The following is a 21,525-nucleotide window of genomic DNA, read 5'->3' as shown; positions in this document are numbered from 1 at the left end:
GGGGTCACACCTTCTCTGTGCGGCGGATGCGTTCCTGGTCGGTTCTTCGTACGTAGACACGGAGCAGTTCATGGATGCGGTACGGGCCCGGCGGCCCGTCCTCCAGCAGTCCGGCGTCGGCCAGCCGTTCCAGCGCCGCTTCGGTGACGGCCGGGACGTCCCGGGCGGCGAAGGTGTCCCCGGGCAGCTCCGAGAGGTGCGAGAACGCCTCGGAGAGCCGCGGGTCGAGCCGGTTCAGCGCGCCGTCGAGGAGGCCGGTCACGGAGAGCCCCGGGCAGTCGGTGAGGGCGAGCCGGGCGAGGGGGTCCTCGGCCAGCCAGCCGACGGCGTCGCCGAGACCCAGGGCGGGCCGGGTCAGCAGCCGGGCCGTCAGGATGCGCAGCGCGAACGGGAAGTGGCCGCACAGCGCGGCGAGCCGGTGCGCGGCCTCCGGTTCCGCCTCGACGCGTTCGGCGCCGAGCACGGAGCGCAGCAGCGCGTACGACTCCGGGCCGGTGAACGCGGCGAGCCGGTGCACCCAGCCGCCGTGCGTGGCGACGAGTCCGGCGAGCCCCATCCGGCTGGTCACGATCACCGCGCCCCGGGCCTGGGCGACGGCGGGCAGCAGCGGGCGCACCTGGTCGGCGTCCACCACGTCGTCGAGCACGAGCAGGGCGCGTCCGGCCGTCCGGCCGGGGTGCAGGGCCGCCGTGACCTCGGCCGCGAGTTCGGCGGCGGGGCGGGGTTCGCCGTCCGGGCGGGTCATCCGGACGAGCAGCCGGCCGGCCGGGAAGGCGTCCCGCACCAGGTGGGCGACGTGCTGGGCGAGGGCCGACTTGCCGATGCCGGGCGCGCCGGACACCAGGACGGCGAACGGGTGCCGGCCGTCCTCGCCGGGTGCGTCGGGGGCGGTGAGGCGGGCCACCATGGCGGCGGTCTCGGCGTCCCGCCCGGTGAAGTTCGGCACGGCGGGCACCGGTACGGGCACGGGCACGGCCGCTTCCGGCAGGGCCTGGGCGGCCGGTTCCGGTACGGCCGCGGCGGCCGTCGCCGGCACGACCGCGGCGGACGGGTACGGGGCCGGGGCGGACGGATACGGGGCGGGGGCGCGGCCCGCGACCACCTCGCCCTCGACGACCCGCACGGCGACGGCGTGCGGCCGGTCGGCGTCGGGGAGCTGCGCGTCGCCGGGGAGCCGGTGGGGCCGGCCGGCCGTCCCCGGGTCCTCGCCGCGCAGGATCGCGAGCTCCAGCTGCTGGAGGGCCGGGGAGGGGTCGACGCCCAGCTCGTCCAGCAGGAACTCCTTGACCCTGCGGTACTCCGCGAGGGCCTGGGTCTGCCGTCCCGTCCGGTAGAGGGCCTCGATCAGCTGCTCGTGGAGCCGCTCGTGGCCGGGGTATACGCGCGTAGCGGTCCACAGTTCGACGAGGGCCTCCCCGTAACGGCCCAGGCCCAGCAGCAGGTCGCAGACCCGTTCCACGCTGCGCAGCCGTTCCTCGGCCAGGCGCGGCACCTCGTCCCGGTGCAGCACGTCGGAGCGCACGTTGGCCAGCAGCGAGCCCTGCCACAGCGACAGCGCGTCCTTGAGGGCGCAGAGCTCCGCCTCCGGGTCGTCCGACAGGAGCACCGCCCTGCGCACCTGGTCCCGGAAGCCGAGCAGGTCCAGGGAGTGCGGTTCGGCGGTGATCCGGTAACCGCCCGGCACCGCCTCGATCGACGTCTCGGTCACCCCGTGCTTGGCGAACAGCCGGCGCAGCCGCAGGACGCAGGTCTGGAGCGCGGCCTTGGCGGTGGCGGGCTGCTCCTCGCCCCACACGGCCCGCTGGAGGTAGTCGGCGGACACCACGGCGTTGGCGTGCAGGAGGAGCGCGGCCAGCAGGATCGTCGGCTTCGACGGCTGGAGCACGACCGATTCGGGGCCGTCGGCGAGGGTCAGCGGCCCCAGCAGCTGAAACCTCATCACGGCGGTCCTAGTCCCAGCCGTTGACCAGCTTGCACACCGTCGCCGGTGCGGAGGGCAGGGGGAGCAGGTCCGTCAGGTCCCCCATCCGTTCGCAGAACGCCCCGACGTCGTGCGTCGCCGGGTGCTGCGGGGCCGGGGAGCCGGTGTCCGCCGCGGTGGCGGCCCCGGTGGAGAGCGCGAGCGAGACGAGGACGAGACCGGTGACGGCGGCAGTGCGCGCAGCGCCGGTGCGCCGCCGCGAGAGCGAGGACCTGAACACGTTTTCCCCTTCGGCTGTTGCGTCCCGCCGGGGGTTCCCGGCAGCGACGACGATGCCAGCGGCAAGGGCACGGAAACGGGGCCCGTCGTGTCAGCTTGTTGCACGGCCCGCGGCAGCTTCGTGCAAGGGGCCCGGCCACCGTGTCCGAAACGGTGCGCCGGGTGACGAAGGGGTGCCGGGTGTCTGTCCGGTGCCGGCGGAACTACCCTTGGTCCGTATCCGGTCCTCTCCGCCCGTTCCCTGCGAGGCAGTCGTGGCAGCAGCTCGGCAGTACGACGTGCACGAGGCCAAGACCCACTTCTCCCGGATACTGCAGCAGGTCGAGACCGGCGAGGAGGTGGTGATCAGCAGGGCGGGCGAGCCCATCGCCAAGGTCGTGCCGCTGCACCCCAGGGCCGACCGGACCGATTACGGGGTGCTCCGGGGGCGGATCCGCATCGCCGAGGACTTCGACGAGCTTCCCGACGACATCGCCGACGCGTTCGGGATGCGCCCTCGTCCGAACTGTCCGACGGTCTGAAGGACCTGTTGCGCACCGGGCCCGAAGTCCATGTCGGTGCCGTGACCCCGTGGGAGATCGCGATCAAGCAGGGCCTCGGGAATCGATGACGCTCGTCACCCGCGACCAGTGGATCCCCAAGTACGGTGCCGCCGTCATGCCCGCCTGACGGCGGCACCGTGGAACGGGCCCGGCCCCGGGGTGTTTGGAGGAACACCCCGGGGCCGGGCCGGTCAGTCATCCTACGTGGGCCGCCGCCCCGTCGACGGGGCGGCGGGGTCCGCGTCAGTCGGTGGCGATCGCGTTCAGGACGTTCATCCTGCCCGCGCGGAAGGCCGGGACCAGCGCGGCGAACAGGCCGACGAAGGCCGAGCCGACGAAGACCGTGAGGATCGTCGGCCACGGGATGTCCAGGACGCCGAGGCCCTCCAGGGCCAGCAGCTTCTGGGCCGCCGTGCCCCAGCCCATGCCCAGGCCGAGGCCGAGCAGGGCGCCGAAGACCGCGATGACCACGGACTCCAGACGGATCATCCGGCGCAGCTGGCGGCGGGAGAGGCCGATGGCGCGCATCAGGCCGATCTCGCGGGTCCGCTCGACCACCGACAGGGCCAGGGTGTTCACCACGCCGAGCACCGCGACGATGATCGCGAGCCCCAGCAGCCCGTAGACGATGTTCAGCAACTGGCCGATCTGGTCCTTCAGTTGCTCCTTGAAGTCGGCCTGGTTGCGCACCTCGTACTGCGGGTACTTGGCGAGGGCGTCCTGGAGGGCGGCGTACGCCTCCTTCTCCTTGCCCTCCGCGGCCTTCGCGAACATGACCGTGTTGTCCGGCAGGACGTCGGCGGGGACGTACCGCTCGGCGGTCGCGGTGCCGATGTACATCGCGCCCTTGTCGATGTTCACGTCGTCCGAGGTGATCGCGGCGACCTTCAGCTTCACCGTCTCGCCGCCCTCGAAGGCGACGGCGATCCGGTCCCCGACCCGGACGTGGTGCTCGGTGGCGTACGTCTCGCCCACCGACATGGCGTCCTTGCCGTACGCGCCGGTCAGCTCGCCGGAGACGGTCTCGCGGCGGACGTCGTCCTGGTACGTGGAGTCGACGGCGGTCAGGGTCTGGTCACCGGTGGTGCCGTCGGGGGCGGTGAGGGAGGCGCCGACCACCTTGTACTCGGTGAGGTGCTCGATGTCCGGCACCGTCCCGAGCGCCTTCACGGCCTGCTCGACGATCAGCCCGCCGCCCTCGCCGGACGGCTGGATGATGAAGTCCGCCCCGACCGACTTGTCGAGTTCCTCGGTGGCGGAGGCGACCATGGAGGAGCCGACGACCGAGAGGCAGGCGACGAGCGCGAGGCCGATCATCAGGGCGGCGCCGGTCGCGCCGGTGCGGCGCGGGTTGCGCAGGGCGTTGCGTTCGGCGAGCCGGCCGACGGGGCCGAACATCCGCAGCATGACCGCGCTCAGCACCCGGACCACCAGACCGGCCAGCAGCGGGCCGATCACGATGAACCCGATCAGGGTGAGGAAGACGCCCGCCCCGAGGAGCATCGAGCCCTGTCCCGACTCGTCGGCCCGTGCCGCGGCGAACAGCGCGGCGCCGCCGGCGAGCGTGAGGACCAGGCCGATCGCGGCCCGGACCCGGCCCGCGCGGCCGTCGGTCGGGGTGCCGGTCTCGCGCAGGGCGGCCATCGGGGAGATCTTCCCGGCCCGGCGGGCGGGGAAGTACGCGGCGACGACGGTGACGAGGATGCCGAGCGCGAGGCCGACCACCGGGGTCGTCCAGGCGATCGTGAGGTCCCCGGTGGACAGTTCCATGCCCACCGCGCCCATGAGCTTCATCAGGCCGACGGCGAGGCCGATCCCGGCGCCGATGCCCAGGAGGGAGCCGACGACGCCGAGGAACAGCGCCTCGATCAGCACGGACCGGTTGACCTGCTTGCGGCTGGAGCCGATGGCCCGCATCAGGCCGATCTCGCGGGTGCGCTGGGCGACCAGCATCGAGAAGGTGTTGACGATCAGGAAGATGCCGACGAGGAGGGCGATCCCGGCGAAGCCGAGCATCGCGTACTTCATGACGTCGAGGAAGGAGCCCATCGAGTCCTTGTTGGCCGCGGCGGCCTCCTTCTGGGTCTGGAGCTCGTAGCGGTCCGTGTCGCCGAGCGCCGCCGCGACGTTCTTCTTCAGCTCCTCGTCGCCGACGCCGTCCTTCGCGGTCACGGAGACCAGGCTGAAGACGTCGGACTTGCCGAGCAGCTTCTTCTGCGCGGTGACGGTGTCGAAGTAGACGACCGCGGCACCGGGGTTGGTGACCTTGAAGGCGGCGATGCCGCTGATCCGCGCCTCGATGTCGCCGGAGGCGGTGATGGTGCGCAGCTCGTCGCCGAGCTTCAGGCCGTGCTTGTCGGCGGTGTCGGCGTCGACCATCACCTCGGTCGGTCCGCGCGGGGCGTGACCGGAGGCGATCTCCATGGAACGCAGGTCGTTCCTGGTCCAGTTGCCCGCGATCGTCGGGGCGCCCGTGGAGGAGCCCATGTTCTTGTCGTGCCGGTCGACGACGGTGACGGACATGCTGACGACGGCGCCCTCGGCGGACTGCGCGCCGGTGGCCGACGCGGCCCGCTCGACGGCGGAGGCGGGCACCGTGGCGGGCCTGCCGTTGCCCGCGGCCGCCTCGTCGTGGCCCTCGAAGCCCTTCGGGTTGACGGTGACGTCGGCGGACGTCACCGCGAAGAGCTTGTCGAACGTGGTGTTCATGGTGTCGGTGAAGACGAGCGTCCCGCAGACGAACGCCACCGACAGCAGGACCGCGACGGCGGAGAGCGCCATGCGCCCCTTGTGCGCGAAGAAGTTGCGTCTCGATGTCTTCCAGACGGTCATGACGTCCGCCCGCGCGAGTCGAAGTCCTTCATGCGGTCGAGGACCTGGTCGGCCGTCGGGTCGCGCATCTCGTCGACGATGCGTCCGTCGGCGAGGTACAGCACCCGGTTCGCGTAGGAGGCGGCCACCGGGTCGTGGGTGACCATGACGATGGTCTGGCCCAGTTCGTCGACCGACCTGCGCAGGAAGCCCAGCACCTCGGCACCGGCCCGCGAGTCCAGGTTCCCGGTGGGCTCGTCACCGAAGATGATCTCCGGCCGGGCGGCGAGCGCCCTGGCCACCGCGACGCGCTGCTGCTGGCCGCCGGAGAGCTCGGTGGGCCGGTGCCGCAGCCGCTCGGACAGGCCGACGGTGTCGATGACCTGGCGCAGCCAGTCCGCGTCCGGCCTGCGGCCCGCGATGTCCATCGGCAGCGTGATGTTCTCCAGCGCGTTGAGCGTGGGGAGCAGGTTGAACGCCTGGAAGATGAAGCCGATCCGGTCCCGCCGCAGCTGGGTGAGCTTCTTGTCCTTGAGCCCGGTGATCTCGGTCTCGTCGAGGAAGATCTGCCCGGACGAGACGGTGTCCAGGCCGGCCAGGCAGTGCATCAGGGTCGACTTGCCGGAGCCGGACGGTCCCATGATCGCCGTGAACTGCCCGCGGGCGATGTCCACGTCGACGTGGTCGAGCGCGACGACCCGGGTCTCCCCCGACCCGTACGCCTTGACGACCTGCCGCGCTCGCGCGGCAACGGCCGTAAGCCCGCCAGTACCCCCGTGCCTGGGAATGGTCACAGCCGTTGTCACGGTTCTGCCCCCTGTGTGTGTCGATCGGTGTGGGCGCCGGCCGGTGGGTGCCGAGCGGCGCGGGATGGGCCGGCGCTTTGGCGGGCCCCGTCGCCCGGCGTGCCGGTGCCATGAAGCCTGCTGGTCCGGACGGGGCCGGCGCACTGGTGCGCGGCACAGTCCCGGGGTGGGGTTTTCCCCACCCCGAGGGCGGGGTCGCCCCCGCCCTCCCCCCTTGCGGCCCGCCGCTTCCGCGACGGGTTCGAGCCGTTTTCTCGATGTAAGAACACGCTAAGGAACGGCCCCCCTCGGTCACGTCCTCCGCCGGGAGGAACGGCCCCTGCCCAGATGTGGGGAGCTCCCCCTAGGGGTATCGCCCCCAGGGTGCAGACCCTTCTCAGGGACTGCACCCACGGGTGCAGCCGCCCGGGACCACGGCGGTCACCGGACCCGCCCCTCAGCAGCGGCGCCGCATCCGGCGCGGCCCTCCCGCCCGAGGACGACCCCGGCGGGTACGTGCACGGGGAAGGAATTCCGCCGGAACCATCCGCACCACTGGTTTCACCGGCTCCGTGAACTGGACAATGACCACCGGCAATTCGGGCCGCCCCCCTCCCCAACTGCCGTACTCACGAGTAATGTTCGCGCTTCCGACCGCACCAACGCACTCCTGCCTTGCCGTCCGGACCAGGAACCGAGCCTTGCAAGGAGCAGCCCCCCATGCCGCACGGAGCACCGCCCCCGTCCCCGTACTCCTCCTGGCCCGGACGGCTGCCGCAGCAGCCCCCGCGGCACCGGCCCCCACACGGTCCGGACCATCTGCTGCCCTGGCAGAACGCGGGCCCCCCGGCGCCCGACGACCCGTCCGGCCCGCCCCCGCCCGTTCCCGGCCGGCACAGCGACCTGCGTCGGCTGCGCACCTCGTACCGTTCGCTGCGCCGCGTCGCGGTCCTGACCGCGATCGGCTACTTCGTCGTCTTCCTGCTGCTCTCCGGCTTCGCCAAGGACCTGATGGGCCGGCCCCTGTTCGCCGGCCTCAACGTCGGCCTCGCGCTGGGGCTGTGCCAGGTCCCCGTGACGGTCCTCGCCGTCGTCCGGTACGAGCGGACCGCCCGCCGCGCGGTCGACCCGCTCGCCGCCCGGCTCCGAAGAGCGGGAGAGGGCCGGTGAACGTGTTCGACGACTCCGCGCAGTCGATGTCCCTGGTGGCCTTCCTCGCCGTGGCCACGGTGGCACTGCTGCTCTGCGTGATGACCGGCCCGGACCGCGACGACCTCGCCGAGTTCTACACCGGTTCCCGCACGCTGCCGCCCCTGTACAACGGTCTCGCCCTGGCCGGCGACTACCTCTCCGCGGCCACCGTGCTCGGCACCACCGGCATCATCGCCCTCACCGGCTACGACGGCACGATCCTCGCCCTGAGCATCACGCTCTCGCTCGTCCTGCTGATGTTCCTGCTGGCCGAACCGCTGCGCAACGCGGGCGGGTTCACCATGGGCGACCTGCTCGTGCGCCGCGCCCCCGGCCGCGCCGTCCGCATCACCGCCTGCGCGGTCACCCTCGCCGCGCTCGTCCCCATGATGGTCGTCCAGCTCGCCAGCAGCGGCGACCTGCTGTCCTTCATCCTGGGCTTCGACAGCTCCGGGTTCCGCACCGGCGCCATCATCGGGCTCGGCATCCTGATGATCGGCTACTCGGCGATCGGCGGCATGAAGGGCACCGCGCTGATCCAGATCGTGAAGACCGTGGTCCTGCTCGTCGCCTCGCTCACCATCGCCGTCCTGGTCATGGACCGGTTCGGCTGGGACACCGGCGCCCTGCTCGGGGCCGCCCGGCAGAGCAGCGGCGCCGGGGCCGCCTATCTGCGCTCGGGGCTCCAGTTCGAGGGCAGCGGACTCGACATGGTCAGCTCCGAACTCACCGTGGTCCTCGGCGCCGCCTGCCTGCCCCACGTCACCATGCGCATGACGAGCGCCCGCTCCACCGCGGCCATGCGCCGCTCGCTGTCCTGGGCGGTCGGGGTGGTCGCCACGATCTGTCTGCTGCTCGTCGTGATCGGCCTCGGCGCGGGCGCCCTCGTCGGCCACGAGCGCATCACCGAGGCCGGCGCCTCCGGGAACAGCGCGATCCTCCAGATCAGCGGAGTCGTCGCGGGCAGCGGCCGGGCGGGGGCGCTGATCGTCACGACCATGACGACGGCGATCTTCCTGACGCTCCTCGCCTCCGTCGCCGCGATGATCCTCGCCTGCGCCAACTCCCTGGCGCACGACCTGTTCGCGCACGGCCTGCACGGCGTGCGCCGCCCGGACCGCAAGCCGCTGGCCGGCCTGTCCGAGATGCGTACGGCCCAGGCCGCCGCGATCGTCGTCGGCCTGTTCGCCACCACGCTCGCCGTCATGGCCCGGCACTGGAACGTGCAGGCCCTGGCCACGCTGTCGTTCTGCGTCGGCGCGTCCGCCCTGTCCCCGGCGCTCGTCTACAGCGTGTTCTGGCGCCGCTTCACCCGAGCCGGGCTGCTCAGCACCCTCGTCGTCGGCACGCTCTCCGTGCTGGTCCTGATCACCGGCACCAATCTGGTCTCCGGCTCGCCCAGTTCGGTCTTCCCCGACCACGACTTCAACTGGTTCCCGTACACCACGACCGGCCTCGTCTCCATCCCGGCCGGTTTCCTGGCGGGCTGGCTCGGCACGGTCCTCCCCCGCCACACGGCCCCCGCGGCCCGCCGCCTCTACCAGGCGGAGGAGCCCCGGATCCTGGCGGGAGCACCCCCGGTGTCACCACGCTGACCCCGGGTCCGCCCAGACCGCCCCGCCCGGACCGACCGGTGAAGCCCTACCGGTCGGCGCCGGGCGCGGCGGCCTTCCTGCGCCGCGCGTCGGCGAGGGCGTACGACAGTCCGGGAAGGAACAGCACCGGGGCCGCCCACAGCGGCACGGTGAACAGTGCCTCGCCGCCGCCCAGCCACCGCGACACCAGCACCACGGCCACGGCGACGACCAGGCCGACCGCCGCGTTCCTGCCGAGCCCCAGGTTGCCGCGCCGCAGCTCCCAGGTGACCGTGACCGCCGCCACGACGCCCCAGAAGACGAGGTCGTCGACGCCCACGGCCCGTTCGGGGGACCACCGGATCAGGCACACGATCAGGATCAGCCCGCCGAGCGCGGAGCAGGCCATGGCCGCCGCGCGCAGCAGCCGATGGCCGAACGGGGCGCGGGCCCGCGCCCAGGACGCGGCGAACTCCTTGACGTCGTCGCCCACGACGTCCTGGGGCGTGCGGCCCGCGGCCACCGCGTCCTCCAGATGGGCGGAGAGCTCGTCGAGCATCTCCTTGATGGACTCGTCGTCGATGCCCCGGTACGCCCAGTTGCTGCGGCAGACCGCGAGCACCTGCTCGTTCGTCATGGTTCGCCGGTTCGTCATGATGCACTTCCCCCCGTGGGTTCCGCGACGGCCAGGATCCGCCCCACATGCCCGCTGAAGGCATGCCACACGGCCCGGCCACTCGCCAGTTCGACATGTCCCGCCTCGGTCAGGCGGTAGTACTTGCGCGGGGCACCGCCACTGGCCGACGGGGCGCGGTACGAGGAGATGACCCCGTCCCGCTCCAGCCGGGCGAGCAGCGGGTAGATGCTTCCCTCGCTCACGAGATCGAGCCCGCTGTCGGCGAGCGCCGCCACGAACTCGAAGCCGTAGCGCGGCCGTTCGGCGATCAGCGACAGCAGACACAGATCGAGCACTCCGCGCAGCAGCTGGCTGCGACGCTGGTCGCCGTTGGCGGGCAGCCCCTTTGTCATGCGGTACAAGGTAGTCGAGCGTTGTCTTGTGCCGCAAGATACTTGTGGCACAAGGCAATGACCGGCCCCGGCCCGACCGCCCGGACGGCCCCTTGGGCTCCCGGGCATGTCCATTGAAATGAACGCCGCCGTGCGCGACCTGCTCGACGCACCTCACCCGGCCGTCCTGGCCACCCTCAACCCCGACGGCGGCCCGCAGAGTTCGGTGGTCTGGGTGAGCCGCGCCGGCGGCGAACTGCTGATCTCCACCCAGCGGGGCCGGCGCAAGGAACGGAACATGATCCGGGACCCGCGCGTCGGCCTGACCGTCTTCGACCCCACCGACCCCGACCTGTACGTCGAGATCCGCGGCACCGCCACCGTCACCGAGGACACCGGGCGCGCGGTGGCCGTCCGCATAGCCGAGGAGTACCTCGGCCCGGGCGGCGGCAAGGAGTACCTGGAGGCCCCGCCGGAGCACGTCCGGGTCGTGGCCCGCATCACCCCGACCAAGATCCTCGGCAGCGCCACCAGGGCCGTCCAGCCCCCTCCCGGCACCCCTGCCCGTCCCGCTCCGGGAACTCCCACGAACTCTCGGGAACTCCCACGAAGCGGCCGACGTCTCCAATGATCATGAGGGAACGGGTCGAAGCGCTGAGCGGTGCCGGGGTGGGCCTGGCCGGTGGATTCGTCGGGCTGCTGGGATGGGCCGCCGACGCCGAGCTCCGGGCACGCGCCGGATTCGAAGCGGGGCCGGACTGGAGCGTGCTGTACGCGGAACTTCCGCTGACCGTTCTCCTCGGGGTGGCGGCCGCCCTGTCGGCGTGGCTGCTGCCCCGACGATGGCTGACCGGACCACCGCCCGCCGCCGGATACGCGGGCCGCGTCGTACTCGTCGCCATGGCGCTGACCGGCTTCTGGCTGGCCGCCCAGGGCTGGTACGCGGGCCTGCCCGAGCCGGTCCCGGACCACAAGCCCTAGTGCCATCCCACGTCGGTGGAGATCGTTTCCCACGTTCCTGCGTACCGCGTGGTGCTCACGGCGTCGCTTCGGGGCAGTCGGCCGGGACCCATGTGGCGGTGGAGGCCACGGATCGAGGGCGGCCTGACCGCACACCCGCACCCGGTCAGGCCCGAGACCTCGGCACCGGATGGCTTACCGCTGCCGCGTAAGGATGTACCGCTCACCCGAATCCGGCTCGCCGATCCAGGTGAAGACCGTCGGGTGTTCCTCCGTACCGCCGATGTCCCAGCCGAAGGACAGACTCTCGCAGTCCGCGATGCCGAGTTCGAGCGGCCGACCGGCATCCTCGTTCTCGGTCAGCTGCCATTTCCCGGTGCGGTTGCAGGCACCGGACTGCTCACCCGTGGCCTCGTACTCGTTGACGCCCTTCGCCGTCACCGTGCCGTCCGCCTCGAAGCGGAGACTTCCGCCGTCGCCGTCCGTCCAGGTGCCGACCATGTCGGCTTCAGTGAGCCGGGGCGGTTCGTAGATCTTGAGGATCCCCGAGCTGTACGCCGCGACCCCGCCCGCAAGCGTCACCGCGAGCAGCCCCAGACCGCCCAGCGCCACACCCCCGAGCACCCGCCATCGGGCCCCGGGCTTCCCGGGGTTCCCCGCTGCCCGGGCACACAGGGTCGCGGGTGCCAGCCCGACGATGAGGCTGAGGGCAAGTACGGGATAAACGAGCAGGTCGCCGAAGCCGACCAGGAGCATGAAGGAGCCGATGAGCAGCGCCAGGGCGACGGCAACGACCGCCACAGTGGCCAGGGTGAGCTGCCAGCTGTCGCGCCGACCCGTACGGCGGGCCACCGCACGCCCGAGAAGGACGAGGGGAAGCACCGCCATCGCCGAACCGGCCAGCGCTGCGATCACCGAAATGACTGCCAGCAGCACGAGCGCGAACACGGTGCCGAACAGCCATCCGAGGCCGCCTTCGCCTCCGTGGGACTCGAACTGCAAGATGTACAGGCCGGCGACCAGCGCGGCGATCACGGTCTCAACCCCGATTGCCACAGCCCCGACGGTGAACACCGCAACGTTCCCGCCGTCCGGAGGCCGCACGGGCATGAACCCCGGCGGCGGCACGCCCGGATTCCCAGGAGTCCCCGGCGGTGTCGGCCCCCATGTCGGCGGCGTGGTCTGCGTCATGCGTCCTCCCCGTGTCCAGGCACATCATGCACCTGGGCACATCGGTGTGATGAAGGGGGGAGGCAAAGCGCTCAGCCCCCGCGATCGAGCAGCAGCCCCGACAGGAGGTCCGGACACACCAGGAAAGGTGCCCCGCCACCAGCGACTTCCGTCACCGGGACGAGGCACCTTTCGTCGGTGCTTCTCCAGTGCACCCGATGAGGCAGCGGCACATACACGTCCGAGCCGTCATCGATCGGCTTCGGGGGGTACATCGCGCGGATCGCGTCCAGGTCGAGTTCCAGCGTGGCGCACGGCTCTGCCTTGGCGGTGTTCAGTTCGTCGCGCAGGGCGGCAGCGAGACGGCCGCCTTCGCCGCCCTGGTCCGCGATGTCGTCCATTGCTCTGACCACATGGGTCGGCCGGTTTGGTGATCGTGTCGGTTGGATGGGTGGTGACGTCCGATCCGACGGCTGGAGACATGGTGGCGGAGCCCGTTCGGGTGCGCAGACCTACCGCCCGGGAGGGCCGGGGACTGCGGCAGATCGCGCGTCGGGGCAGCACCAGCATCGAGTCGCCGCGGGCGACGGTCACGTGGTCGCCGGTGATGCCCCGGTCGCAGTCGACGCAGATTTTCACCGGCGGGCCTTCCGCCAGGCACGACCGAGCCGAACCGCGGTGACACAGTGCGCCCCCGCACGGCATGCCGCGCAGTTGTAGGTGTGGCCGAGCAGCGCGCGGTACGCGTCGTCGCCGGGCGAACGGGCCGGCATCGGCGCCGCCGTGGTCACGACCGCCCGCCGTCATACGGTCGAAGGCCGCGCTGCTCCCGGCACGGCGCGCACGCGTACCGCGAGATCGAGGGGTCACGTTCCTCCCCGCCGACGTCGATCAGCACCGCAGAACCAGACAGGCCCTTGTGCCAGTCGCACCAGCCGAACGTTACGACCTCTGAATGATCCGCCACTGCCGCCTCCCTGTTCACGGTCGGTGAGTAGTACTGCCGACGGTAGGGATCAGGAGCAGCCACAAGGCCGAAGTTTCTACGGGTTTCTACGCGAGGGCGGACACAGCCCGGGCAATCAGCCGAACAGCACCCGGACCGTGCACGGCAACCGCGCTCATCTCGTCGTGCGAAGCCAGGTACTGCGCCACCTCGGACGGCGCAGTGATGGTGATCGCGGCGGTGAGGAGCTCCACCGTCACCTGCTCGGTGTCGAAGACCGTGAAGGTCTCCAACGGCCACATCGCTCCGGAGCGTGCCGGGACGACGCCCAGCGTCACGGAGGGCAAGCTCGCTGCCCGAAGCAGATGCCCTAGCTGTTCGGTCATCACGTCCGCTCCGCCGATCTGGCGGTGCAGCACCGACTCCTCGATGAGGATGGGGAAGCGTCGGCCCGCACGCTGGAGGATGCGCGATCGTTCCACTCGGGCGTCGGCGGCGGCGTCCGAGTCGTCCGGCGTCCGGTTGAACCGGGAGATCTCGGCAAGGAGCGCCCGGGCATAGCTGCGGGTCTGGAGCATGCCGGGGATGACGCTGGAGCTGTAGACCCGCATCACAGTCGTCCGCTCGTACAGTGGTCGCCTGGCCTGCTGGACACCCCGGAGGCCGGCGCGCTGGACGCGCCGCCACTCGGTGTACATCTCCTGCGCCTGGCGAAGGGCGGCCACGATGTCGATGGCTTCGCCGGGGGCGCCACACGCTCTGCTCCACGCCTCGATGTCGCGGGCCGAGGGCTGGGTTCGACCGGACTGCAGCCGAGACACCTTGGACCCCTGCCAACCGAGGCGCTCGGCCAGCTGCTGCCCCGTCAGGCCCGCATCGATCCGGAGGGCGCGCAGGCGGCTCGCCACGCGGTCGCGTGCTTCCTGAACTCGGGTTGACGGGGACAGCACCATCAGCTGATCGTGAACTCCTGGTGCGGCGTCGCCCGGCTCCACACCGCATCGAATACGGCCGCAGTCTGCTCGGCCACGTCCTGCCGGTTGTCGAGCTCGTCATGGAGGTGGACGCCGTCACCGGCAAAGTGGTGCCACCGGATCAGCCGGCCGTCGAACAGCCAGAAGTCGTGGGCGGGCAGGAGCAGACCGAGCGCCTGCCCCCGGGGCAGCCACCGCACGTCTTCACCAGCCGCGAGATTGCGCGGGGTGCACGCGTGCTCGAACCGGATGTACTCAGTGGCCGGCAGGCTGACAACCCGGGCCCGCTGCACGACGACCCCCCGGCCGACGGCCTCGGCAACGGCATCGTGGAACGGCCCCCACCAGGCGCTACGGTCGCCGACGGGCGCCAAGTCATCCGCGCGCCAGGACTTCAGGTCCTGGTCCTCCTCGTCGACCGCGTAGACGTCCCTGGTCTCCAGGTGCACAGCCGACGTCGTGCACTGGGCGAGCAGCTCAGCGAACGGCGGTACGGGCCGCGACATCGAGCACCTCCTTCAGCGCCTCAGCCATCCGTGCCGGGAGACGCACAACCGTCTCGGTCTCCGGAATCGGGCCGGACTCCCGGCACTTCGCCTCCAGCCCCGCGCCAGCTTTCCATCCCTGGACGACGAACTCCTGCGCCACGTCGTCGAACCAGATCGTCGGACAGTGGTCGCCGTTTGTCTCCGGGTCCTTCGCAACGAAATGTAAGGTCACGACCGCCTCCAGTTGGTGGGTCTTGCGCGAGTTCTTCCACAGCGAGTGCTCCCATGGTGTCGAGAGCGCCCTTCACACGGAGCCCAAATGCACGAACCCACCCCTGCCCGGCCAAGGATCGGACTCCCCCTGACGCGAACGCGACACTTACCAACGTGTTCGGCACCTTCCGCCGCACGGTGTGGTGATGGTCAGGGCCTCGGGCCGGTACCGGGCTCGGTGTCGGGTTCGGGTTGGCGGCAGGGCTTGCACAGGCCGTCGATGAACGCTTCGGGGCGGCCGGGTGTGCGGCACTCGGTGCACTCGGCCAGCACGCGGCGTACGGGGGCTTCCGGTGCGGGCCGGGGAGTGGGGGCGGGCAGGCGGGGCGGGAGCTTGTCGCGCAGGCGGCGGCGTACGAAGCCGAAGGGCGAACCGACGGCATCGGGGAGCCCGGAGGTCAGGGCACTCGTCAGGTACTCGGCGCCCACGCCCCGTTCGAACCACTCGGCCGCCAGCTGTTCCAGCTCCGCACAGTCCGCCGCCGAAAGCGCCAGCCGGGCGTCCCTGCGGCCCAGGCGGGCCAGGGTCATGAACGCCCGCGACGGTCGCTTCTCTTCGCACGCTTCCGGCTCCGGCCGGGGCTCCGGCTGCGGTTCCGGCTCTGCGGTGCGTTGCTGCGGGACGGATACCGGTACGGGCGCGGGCTCCGGTACGGGCGCGGTCTCGGTGGTGAGGAAGGTGGTCCACCACTCGTTGTCGTGGGCGGTCCGCGACCAGTAGGTGCGGGTGGACCAGCGGACCTGGTCGCCCTCGCCGCTCTGTTCCCGGACGCGGCGCAGGTGACCGGCCACGCTCAGAGCCTTCAGCGCGCTGCCGACGGCCATCTGGCCGTATAACGGCAGGATCTTGGCCAGCGCCTTGATGTCCATCGCCCCGCCCTCGGGCAGTGCGTCGATGTAGCCCGCGATGTGCCGCTCCCGTTCGGGCAGCAGCGCGAAGTCGTCCACGTGGGGCGGGCGTTGTTCCGGAACGGTCCGCTTCCCGTAACCCGGCCTGACGTTCGGGCGGGCGCCCTCGCGGGGGCGCGGGGATGCGGGTACGTGCAGGGCAGGGCTAAGGTCGGCAACAGCCACGGGATCGCCTTTCAGTGGATCGATCTTGAGGTCAGGCCCCGGCCGGTGCGTCAACACCGCGTCCGGGGTCGTTACGTTCGGCACCGTAGACAGCCGTGACCCTTCGCCGCAACTCGGTCACAACTAGTCATACTTGCTGGCCGTTACGGGTCAGGGAGGGGCGGGAGGTGTTCCCGAACCCAACCGGCCAACCAACCGCTTGAACAACACCGCTCGAATCCCGGCCCTCGAATCCCGAAGCTCAAGTCCCGGCTCCGGGAGCCTCCTTCGTACCCACCGAAGAGTGAACGGGGCCGTCCCGGAGCTCGGGTCCCGGTTCCCGAAGCTCGGGTTCCGGGCGGTGCGAGGTGCGCGCTCCTGGTGCACGTTGGCGTGATCGGCGATCCTGTGCGCATGTTGCTTCCGATCACCCGCGAGAAGGCCGAACTGATCGAGGTCGTCCGCATAACCGATCCGATAAGGCATTTCGGTTCCGAGGACCTGACCGGCGACGAGGTCGCCCTCTGGGGGGCGCCCCGGACCGATCGGATCCTGGCCCTGATCGGTGGCCTGCCGGACAGCGAGTTGCACCGCTGCTTCTCCCCGGGCTGGGGCATCCGGGTCCACGGTGCCGACGGCCTGCTCTTCCAACTGGCCTTCTGCTTCAGCTGCCACGGAGTACGGCTGTGGGGGCCGGGCGTCCCGGACCAGCAGAAAGGGCTCCACGGCTTCGATCCGGACAGCGCCCCGGCCCGGGAGCTGCTTCAGCAGTTCCGCGACGCCGGGAGTGCCGGGTCCGGCTGAGCTTGTCGGCCGTCGGTCGTCAGGAGTTGCGCCACAGCTGGTCCGCGTTCGAGGAGTTGCAAGCCGCCATCTGGAAGCCGATGGTGCTGAACGCCTGGAGGCAGCTGTTCTCGGCGACGTTCACCAGGGTGTGGCCGTTCGAGGTCCTGGCCCCGATCCGCCAGGTCTGGGAGTCGGAGGAGTTGCACGCCTCGGTGCTCAGCCCCGCGTAGCCGTTGGACTTGAGGCACTTGCCGCTGCCCTGGCCGACCAGCTTGAACTTGCCGCCGGACGTGGGCCGGTACGTCCACTTGTAGTAGAGCGTGGCCCCGTTGTGCGCGGGCTCGCCGCACACCGAGTTCATGATCATGGAGCCCCCGAACTCGGAGTAGGACTCCCCCAGGCACCGCTTCACGGAGGCGTTCTTGAGGTAGTACTGCCCCGAGGGCGCCGGTTCCTGTCCGCCGCCGCCCGAGCCGCCGGAGCCGGAACCGGAGCCGCTGGAACCGCCGGAACCAGAACCCGAACCCGATCCGGAACCCGATCCGGGACCGTCCTCGGCGCCGCCGGAACCGGAGTCCCCGGTGCCGCCGTCACCGGCGCCCGCACCCTTTCCGTCGTCGCCGTTCTTCGACTTGTCGCCGGATTTGCCCGGCGAGGCGGAACGCGAGGCCGACGCGGAGCCGGACGAGCGGGAGGGCGATGCCTCGGAGCCCGGGGTCCGGCCGTCCGCACCGGGGCCCGTCGGCGAAACGGTGACCGAGGGCGCCGAACCGGCGTCGCCCGAACCGCGGGAGGGGCCGATCTCGTAGGGCCCGAGCGCGATGGTCACGGTCGTGCCCACGACCACGATCGGGAGCGCGACGAGCAGCATCCGGGGGCGGCGGCGCTCGCGCGGCTTGCGGGCCATGGGGCCGGTCTCCCCGTCCCCCTCCCCCTCGGCCGCCCCCGACCGGTCGATCTTCACGGCCGGGGCCGCCGCCGCGTGCGTGTCCGACTCCGGTTCGGGCTCCGGTTCGGGCTCGTCGGCCGGTGGCGGGGTCGCCGCGAACACCGCCCGCTCGGATATCCGCTCCGTGACGGCGGACGGCCACAACTCCGTTGCCGCGGCCGGCACATGGGCGTCCGCGGCCTCGGCTATCTCGGCGGCGGCGGGCCGGTCCGCGGGGTCCTTGGCGAGGCACGCCTCGACCAGGGCGGACAGTTCCGGATCGATCCCGGGCAGCCGGCCGAGATCGGGCTCGGTGTGGACGATGCGGTAGAACAGGCCCGGCCCCGACCCGTCGCCGAACGGCGGGCGGCAGTTCGCCGCGAACAGCAGCAGCCCGGCGAGTCCGAACACATCCGCCGCACCGGTCAGATCCCGCTCGGCCAGGGCCTGTTCGGGAGCCATGTAGGCGGGCGTCCCGATGACCATGCCGGTCCTGGTCACCCGGCTCTGGTCGGCCGCCCGGGCCACCCCGAAGTCGATCAGGGACACGCCGTCGAGGGTCAGCATGACGTTGGAGGGCTTGAGGTCGCGGTGCACCATGCGGGCGGCGTGCACGGCGCTCAGGCCCTTCGCCCCGTCGCGCAGCAGCCGCCAGAGGCTGTCGGCGGGCAGCGGGCCGCCGTTCAGCCGCAGCGCGTCGCTCAGGGTCACGCCGGGGATGTACTCCGTGGCGAACCACGGCGGCTGCGCCGTGCGGTCGCTGGCCAGCAGCCGCGCGCTGACCCCGGCCGGCAGCTTGGCGAGGTTGTCGAGCTCGTGCCCGAAGTGGGACAGGAAGTCCTTGTCCGCGGCGAGCACCGGCAGCACCTGCTTGACGGCCGCGTACCGCCCCGCCGAGGTGCCGAGATAGACCCGGCCCATGCCACCGGTACCGAGCACGCCGAGCAGCCTGAAGGCGCCGATCCGCCGGGGATCGTCCGGCTCCGTCGGCTCCGCCCCGCTGCCCCGCAAACGTGATTCTTGTTCAGGCCCCCCGTGCATGGCCACAGGCTAGCCCAGCCCGAACGGGCAAACGAACACCCCAACTGCGTTCAAGGAGCCGCCGATTGGGCGGAATCGAAACCTCCGCAGCGGGGGTTCCCGGAGCGGGAACGGGAGGCCCGGGGCGGTGCGGCGCGCTGCGGGGCCGGGCGACGCGGTGCGGCACGATACGGGGCCGGGCGACGCGGTACGGGGCCGGGGCGCCGTGATGCGGCGCGCCGCAGGGCGTACCGGGCCGGCACGGGTCCGGTGGCCTCAGTTCTCCGCCGGGGCCACCCGGCCCGTCAGCGCCGCCAGCGAGTTCCGTACGTGCGTCATGTGCGCCTGCACTTCCTCCCGGGCCTCCTCGTGCTCCCGCAGGATCCGCTCCGTCTCCCGCACCACCCGCTCCTCACGGACCCGGGCCTCCGCGATCAGCTCCGCGCCCCGCGCCTCGGCGTCCTCCTGGCCGTGCCGCGCCGCCTCCTCGGTCTCCGCGAGCGCCCGCCGCGCCTGTGCCAGGCCGTCCTCCGCCCGCCGGATCGCCTCGTCGTGCCGCGCCGCCTGCGCGGCCTCGGCCTCGGCCATCTCCTGCTCGGCCGCCTGCCACCGCTCGGCGTGCTCCTGCTCCTGGTGGGCGAGGACGCTCGCGGTGCGCTCGGCCGTCGAGGCCATCATGGCCTCCGCCTCCTCCCGCACCCGGGCGGCCTCCTCGCGGGCCTCCTCGACCGTCCTGTCAGCGGTGCCCCGGGCCACGGCCAGCGTCTCGTCGGCGTACTTCTCCGCCGCCTCCCGCATCGCCCCGGCGTCCGTACGCGCCGACTCGCCGAGCGCCGCGCCCGCCTCGGCCGCCGCGTCCCGCAGCGCCTGGGCCTCCTCCTCGGCCGCCTCGCGCAGGGCCCGGTCCTCCTCCCGGGCGAGCGCCAGGATCTGCCGGGCGCGCTCGCTCAGCGACTCGTACTCCTGCGGGGCCAGTGCGGCGACGGCCTCGCCCAGCCGCACCGACTCGGCCGACAGCTCCTCCACCAGCGCCGTGAGCCGGGACAGCTCCTCCAGCGCCGCGTCCCGCTCGGCCGAGAGCCCGGCCACGAAACGGTCCACCTGCTCCGGACGGTAGCCACGTCCCCGTACGCCGACGAAGCCATGCGCGGACACCCGTGCAGAACTCATCCCTTGACGCCTCTTTCCGACTCTCCGACCACCGGCATTACGTCAAGGATGCGGCAATTGGTCAAGAAGTCGGAATCGATCAACTGCTTTCCGGACGGAAGCGACGGGCATCACAGGCCGGGGCCCCGCACGGTCCGTGACCCGCCGTGCACAGCGCGGTGCCCGGCCCCTCGTCGAGGAGCCGGGCACCGTACGGAACCTGCCGGGTCAGAGCAACCCGTCCCACATCTGTTCCAGGAGCACCGACCACCAGCTCTCCGGCGACGCCAGCGCCGCCGGGTCCAGCGCCACCAGCTGTGCCTGGAAGTCGACCGTCCAACGGCCCGCCTGCTCCGGGTTGAGCCCGAAGCGCAGCCGCCACATCCGGCCCAGCAGCGCCATCGACCGCTGGAACTCCGCCAGCCCGGTGTTCACGAACTGCGGCGGCGCCGGCTGCCCGCCGGGCCCGGCCTCGACCGGCACGGCCACGATGTTCGCGGTGCCGTACTGCACACAGAGCGCCCGCCCGAAGTCGGACCCCATGACGAGGTACGACCCCGCGTCCGGAGCGGCCTGGACCTGACGCTGCGCGGCCAGCTCGGCCAGCGTCGGCACCACCGGCTGCCCCGGCTGCGCCCAGAAGAACGGACCGAAGTCCGCCGGCAGCCCGCCCCACACCAGCGTGCGCGCCACTTCCTCGGGCACACCCTGACGCGACACGGACCGCTGGTCGAACCGGAGGATGCCCTGCGGCCCGAACGCCTGCGCCAGCTCCTCCGCGATGGCCTCCGGCGGCACCTGCGGCGCGGGCGGCAGCTGCGGCAGCGGGGCCCGCACCGGCGCCGGCCGGGCCGGGCCGTCCGCCACCTGGTGCAGCTCGCCCTGGTGCGTGAGCAGGTGCTGCATGCCCTGCTGACGGCTGGCGTGATCCGTGCCGTACGGGGCGACGCTGGTGATCCGCACCTGCGGCCAGGTCTCCCGGATCATCCGCGCGCAGTAACCGCCGGGCAGCTCGCAGGACTCCAGCTCGGTGTGCAGCTCGATGACCTGCTGCGGCGGCACGTTCATGGCCCGCAGCTCGTGCAGCATCTGCCACTCGGGGTGCGGGGTGCCGGGCGCCGAGCGGCGGATCAGCTGCTGCTCGCTGCCGTCGGGCCCGCGGTAGCGCAGCACGGCCTGGTAGCCGGGGCCGACGGACGGCTGACCGCTCGGCGCCTGCGGATAGCCGTACGCGGCGGGCGGCGGGGTGTGCTGACCCGGCGGCATCCCGGGAGCACCGGGAGGTCCGGGCGGGCCCGGAGGCTGCGGCGCACCGGGGCCACCCATCATGCTCGGATCGGCCAGCATCGTCGCGGCATGATGCACACCGCCACCCGGCGGAGGCGTCGAACCCGGCGGAGGCGGAGGCGTACCAGGAGCCCCAGGCGGCCCGGGCGGGCCCGGAGGCTGCGGCGCCCCAGGAACACCAGGAGGACCAGGCGGCTGCGGCGCACCAGGAGCACCCGGAGCACCGGGCGGGCCCGGAGGCTGCGGCGCACCGGGGCCACCCATCATGCTCGGATCGGCCAACATCGTCGCGGCATGATGCACACCGCCACCCGGCGGAGGCGTCGAACCCGGCGGAGGCGGAGGCGTACCAGGAGCCCCAGGCGGCCCGGGCGGGCCCC

The 21,525-nt window shown here is 72.1% G+C and carries 21 protein-coding genes; 6 read left to right on the top strand and 15 right to left on the bottom strand.

What is annotated here, in order from left to right; genetic code table 11:
• Nucleotides 1-4 precede the first annotated feature (4 nt).
• Together ACFYW1_RS16405 and ACFYW1_RS16400 are read right to left on the bottom strand one after the other, a co-directional pair.
• Nucleotides 5-1,939: a BTAD domain-containing putative transcriptional regulator gene (locus ACFYW1_RS16405; protein WP_388992431.1), complete on the bottom strand. Its 1,935-nt coding sequence runs from the start codon at nt 1,937-1,939 to the stop codon at nt 5-7.
• 10 nt (nt 1,940-1,949) lie between these two features.
• Entirely contained in the window at nt 1,950-2,201 is a 252-nt protein-coding gene (locus ACFYW1_RS16400) for a hypothetical protein (RefSeq protein ID WP_388992428.1), read from the bottom strand.
• A gap of 253 nt (nt 2,202-2,454) precedes the next feature.
• Here ACFYW1_RS16400 and ACFYW1_RS16395 point away from each other — a divergent pair, with 253 nt between their 5' ends.
• Entirely contained in the window at nt 2,455-2,721 is a 267-nt protein-coding gene (locus ACFYW1_RS16395) for a type II toxin-antitoxin system Phd/YefM family antitoxin (RefSeq protein ID WP_388992425.1), read from the top strand.
• Between the two features lie 264 nt (nt 2,722-2,985).
• On the opposite strand, the gene ACFYW1_RS16390 is transcribed toward ACFYW1_RS16395, so the two are convergent.
• Nucleotides 2,986-5,574 carry an ABC transporter permease gene (locus ACFYW1_RS16390; protein ID WP_388992422.1) on the bottom strand — a complete coding sequence of 863 codons (2,589 nt, stop codon included), beginning with the start codon at nt 5,572-5,574 and terminating at the stop codon, nt 2,986-2,988.
• Nucleotides 5,571-6,359 (bottom strand): ABC transporter ATP-binding protein, encoded by a 789-nt coding sequence (locus tag ACFYW1_RS16385; protein ID WP_388992419.1) that lies wholly within the window; start codon nt 6,357-6,359, stop codon nt 5,571-5,573. Before ACFYW1_RS16385 ends, ACFYW1_RS16390 begins: the two co-directional genes overlap by 4 nt.
• Nucleotides 6,360-7,058: 699 nt before the next feature.
• Here ACFYW1_RS16385 and ACFYW1_RS16380 point away from each other — a divergent pair.
• A complete protein-coding gene (locus ACFYW1_RS16380) occupies nt 7,059-7,508 on the top strand; it encodes a DUF485 domain-containing protein (RefSeq protein ID WP_388992416.1) in 450 nt (149 codons plus the stop codon).
• Between the two features lie 26 nt (nt 7,509-7,534).
• Complete coding sequence (locus ACFYW1_RS16375) at nt 7,535-9,124, top strand: cation acetate symporter (RefSeq protein WP_388992751.1); 1,590 nt, start codon at nt 7,535-7,537, stop codon at nt 9,122-9,124.
• A 46-nt stretch (nt 9,125-9,170) separates the two neighbouring features.
• Here ACFYW1_RS16375 and ACFYW1_RS16370 read toward each other — a convergent pair whose 3' ends face one another.
• Both ACFYW1_RS16370 and ACFYW1_RS16365 read right to left on the bottom strand, forming a co-directional pair.
• Nucleotides 9,171-9,758 (bottom strand): hypothetical protein, encoded by a 588-nt coding sequence (locus ACFYW1_RS16370; protein WP_388992413.1) that lies wholly within the window; start codon nt 9,756-9,758, stop codon nt 9,171-9,173.
• Nucleotides 9,755-10,132: a PadR family transcriptional regulator gene (locus ACFYW1_RS16365; protein WP_388992410.1), complete on the bottom strand. Its 378-nt coding sequence runs from the start codon at nt 10,130-10,132 to the stop codon at nt 9,755-9,757. Before ACFYW1_RS16365 ends, ACFYW1_RS16370 begins: the two co-directional genes overlap by 4 nt.
• 106 nt (nt 10,133-10,238) lie before the next feature.
• Here ACFYW1_RS16365 and ACFYW1_RS16360 point away from each other — a divergent pair, with 106 nt between their 5' ends.
• Together ACFYW1_RS16360 and ACFYW1_RS16355 are read left to right on the top strand one after the other, a co-directional pair.
• On the top strand, nt 10,239-10,742 hold the full coding sequence (locus tag ACFYW1_RS16360) for a PPOX class F420-dependent oxidoreductase (protein ID WP_388992407.1): 504 nt from the start codon (nt 10,239-10,241) through the stop codon (nt 10,740-10,742).
• Between the two features lie 2 nt (nt 10,743-10,744).
• Nucleotides 10,745-11,092, top strand: a complete 348-nt coding sequence (locus ACFYW1_RS16355; RefSeq protein WP_388992404.1) for a hypothetical protein — start codon at nt 10,745-10,747, stop codon at nt 11,090-11,092.
• Nucleotides 11,093-11,266: 174 nt separating this feature from the next.
• On the opposite strand, the gene ACFYW1_RS16350 is transcribed toward ACFYW1_RS16355, so the two are convergent.
• From ACFYW1_RS16350 to ACFYW1_RS16325, 6 genes are all read right to left on the bottom strand, one after another.
• Entirely contained in the window at nt 11,267-12,127 is an 861-nt protein-coding gene (locus tag ACFYW1_RS16350; RefSeq protein WP_388992401.1) for a hypothetical protein, read from the bottom strand.
• Between the two features lie 206 nt (nt 12,128-12,333).
• Entirely contained in the window at nt 12,334-12,642 is a 309-nt protein-coding gene (locus ACFYW1_RS16345) for a hypothetical protein (RefSeq protein WP_388992398.1), read from the bottom strand.
• Between the two features lie 652 nt (nt 12,643-13,294).
• On the bottom strand, nt 13,295-14,140 hold the full coding sequence (locus ACFYW1_RS16340) for a helix-turn-helix domain-containing protein (RefSeq protein ID WP_388992395.1): 846 nt from the start codon (nt 14,138-14,140) through the stop codon (nt 13,295-13,297).
• Complete coding sequence (locus tag ACFYW1_RS16335) at nt 14,140-14,667, bottom strand: DUF6879 family protein (protein ID WP_388992392.1); 528 nt, start codon at nt 14,665-14,667, stop codon at nt 14,140-14,142. The genes ACFYW1_RS16340 and ACFYW1_RS16335 overlap by 1 nt, the downstream gene beginning before the upstream one ends.
• Nucleotides 14,639-14,881, bottom strand: coding sequence for a hypothetical protein (locus ACFYW1_RS16330; RefSeq protein ID WP_388992390.1), 243 nt, complete (start codon nt 14,879-14,881; stop codon nt 14,639-14,641). The genes ACFYW1_RS16335 and ACFYW1_RS16330 overlap by 29 nt, the downstream gene beginning before the upstream one ends.
• A 191-nt stretch (nt 14,882-15,072) precedes the next feature.
• Nucleotides 15,073-15,870 (bottom strand): MarR family transcriptional regulator, encoded by a 798-nt coding sequence (locus ACFYW1_RS16325; RefSeq protein WP_388992387.1) that lies wholly within the window; start codon nt 15,868-15,870, stop codon nt 15,073-15,075.
• A 519-nt stretch (nt 15,871-16,389) separates the two neighbouring features.
• Here ACFYW1_RS16325 and ACFYW1_RS16320 point away from each other — a divergent pair.
• Nucleotides 16,390-16,779, top strand: coding sequence for a hypothetical protein (locus tag ACFYW1_RS16320; protein WP_388992384.1), 390 nt, complete (start codon nt 16,390-16,392; stop codon nt 16,777-16,779).
• 19 nt (nt 16,780-16,798) lie between these two features.
• Here the strand turns inward: ACFYW1_RS16320 and ACFYW1_RS16315 are convergent, their stop codons facing one another.
• The 3 genes from ACFYW1_RS16315 to ACFYW1_RS16305 form a co-directional block, all read right to left on the bottom strand.
• Nucleotides 16,799-18,628, bottom strand: a complete 1,830-nt coding sequence (locus ACFYW1_RS16315) for a protein kinase (RefSeq protein WP_388992381.1) — start codon at nt 18,626-18,628, stop codon at nt 16,799-16,801.
• A gap of 357 nt (nt 18,629-18,985) precedes the next feature.
• Nucleotides 18,986-19,879: a cellulose-binding protein gene (locus ACFYW1_RS16310; protein WP_388992378.1), complete on the bottom strand. Its 894-nt coding sequence runs from the start codon at nt 19,877-19,879 to the stop codon at nt 18,986-18,988.
• 207 nt (nt 19,880-20,086) lie between these two features.
• Nucleotides 20,087-21,525: SUKH-4 family immunity protein (locus ACFYW1_RS16305; protein ID WP_388992375.1), on the bottom strand; the 1,439-nt coding region annotated here is incomplete at its 5' end.

Origin of the sequence: Streptomyces sp. NPDC002669 (assembly GCF_042889165.1) — a bacterium.
GTDB lineage: Bacteria > Actinomycetota > Actinomycetes > Streptomycetales > Streptomycetaceae > Streptomyces.
Note: the sequence above shows the minus strand (reverse complement) of the source record. Positions and strands in the feature narration are given on the sequence as shown.

Coding starts and splice junctions, on each gene's coding strand:
- ACFYW1_RS16390 (WP_388992422.1), bottom strand. CDS start 5,574: ATGACCGTCTGGAAGACATCGAGACGCAACTTCTTCGCGCACAAGGGG.
- ACFYW1_RS16405 (WP_388992431.1), bottom strand. CDS start 1,939: ATGAGGTTTCAGCTGCTGGGGCCGCTGACCCTCGCCGACGGCCCCGAA.
- ACFYW1_RS16320 (WP_388992384.1), top strand. CDS start 16,390: ATGTTGCTTCCGATCACCCGCGAGAAGGCCGAACTGATCGAGGTCGTC.
- ACFYW1_RS16360 (WP_388992407.1), top strand. CDS start 10,239: ATGTCCATTGAAATGAACGCCGCCGTGCGCGACCTGCTCGACGCACCT.
- ACFYW1_RS16380 (WP_388992416.1), top strand. CDS start 7,059: ATGCCGCACGGAGCACCGCCCCCGTCCCCGTACTCCTCCTGGCCCGGA.
- ACFYW1_RS16355 (WP_388992404.1), top strand. CDS start 10,745: ATGAGGGAACGGGTCGAAGCGCTGAGCGGTGCCGGGGTGGGCCTGGCC.
- ACFYW1_RS16370 (WP_388992413.1), bottom strand. CDS start 9,758: ATGACGAACCGGCGAACCATGACGAACGAGCAGGTGCTCGCGGTCTGC.
- ACFYW1_RS16345 (WP_388992398.1), bottom strand. CDS start 12,642: ATGGACGACATCGCGGACCAGGGCGGCGAAGGCGGCCGTCTCGCTGCC.
- ACFYW1_RS16340 (WP_388992395.1), bottom strand. CDS start 14,140: ATGGTGCTGTCCCCGTCAACCCGAGTTCAGGAAGCACGCGACCGCGTG.
- ACFYW1_RS16335 (WP_388992392.1), bottom strand. CDS start 14,667: ATGTCGCGGCCCGTACCGCCGTTCGCTGAGCTGCTCGCCCAGTGCACG.
- ACFYW1_RS16365 (WP_388992410.1), bottom strand. CDS start 10,132: ATGACAAAGGGGCTGCCCGCCAACGGCGACCAGCGTCGCAGCCAGCTG.
- ACFYW1_RS16375 (WP_388992751.1), top strand. CDS start 7,535: ATGTCCCTGGTGGCCTTCCTCGCCGTGGCCACGGTGGCACTGCTGCTC.
- ACFYW1_RS16310 (WP_388992378.1), bottom strand. CDS start 19,879: ATGAGTTCTGCACGGGTGTCCGCGCATGGCTTCGTCGGCGTACGGGGA.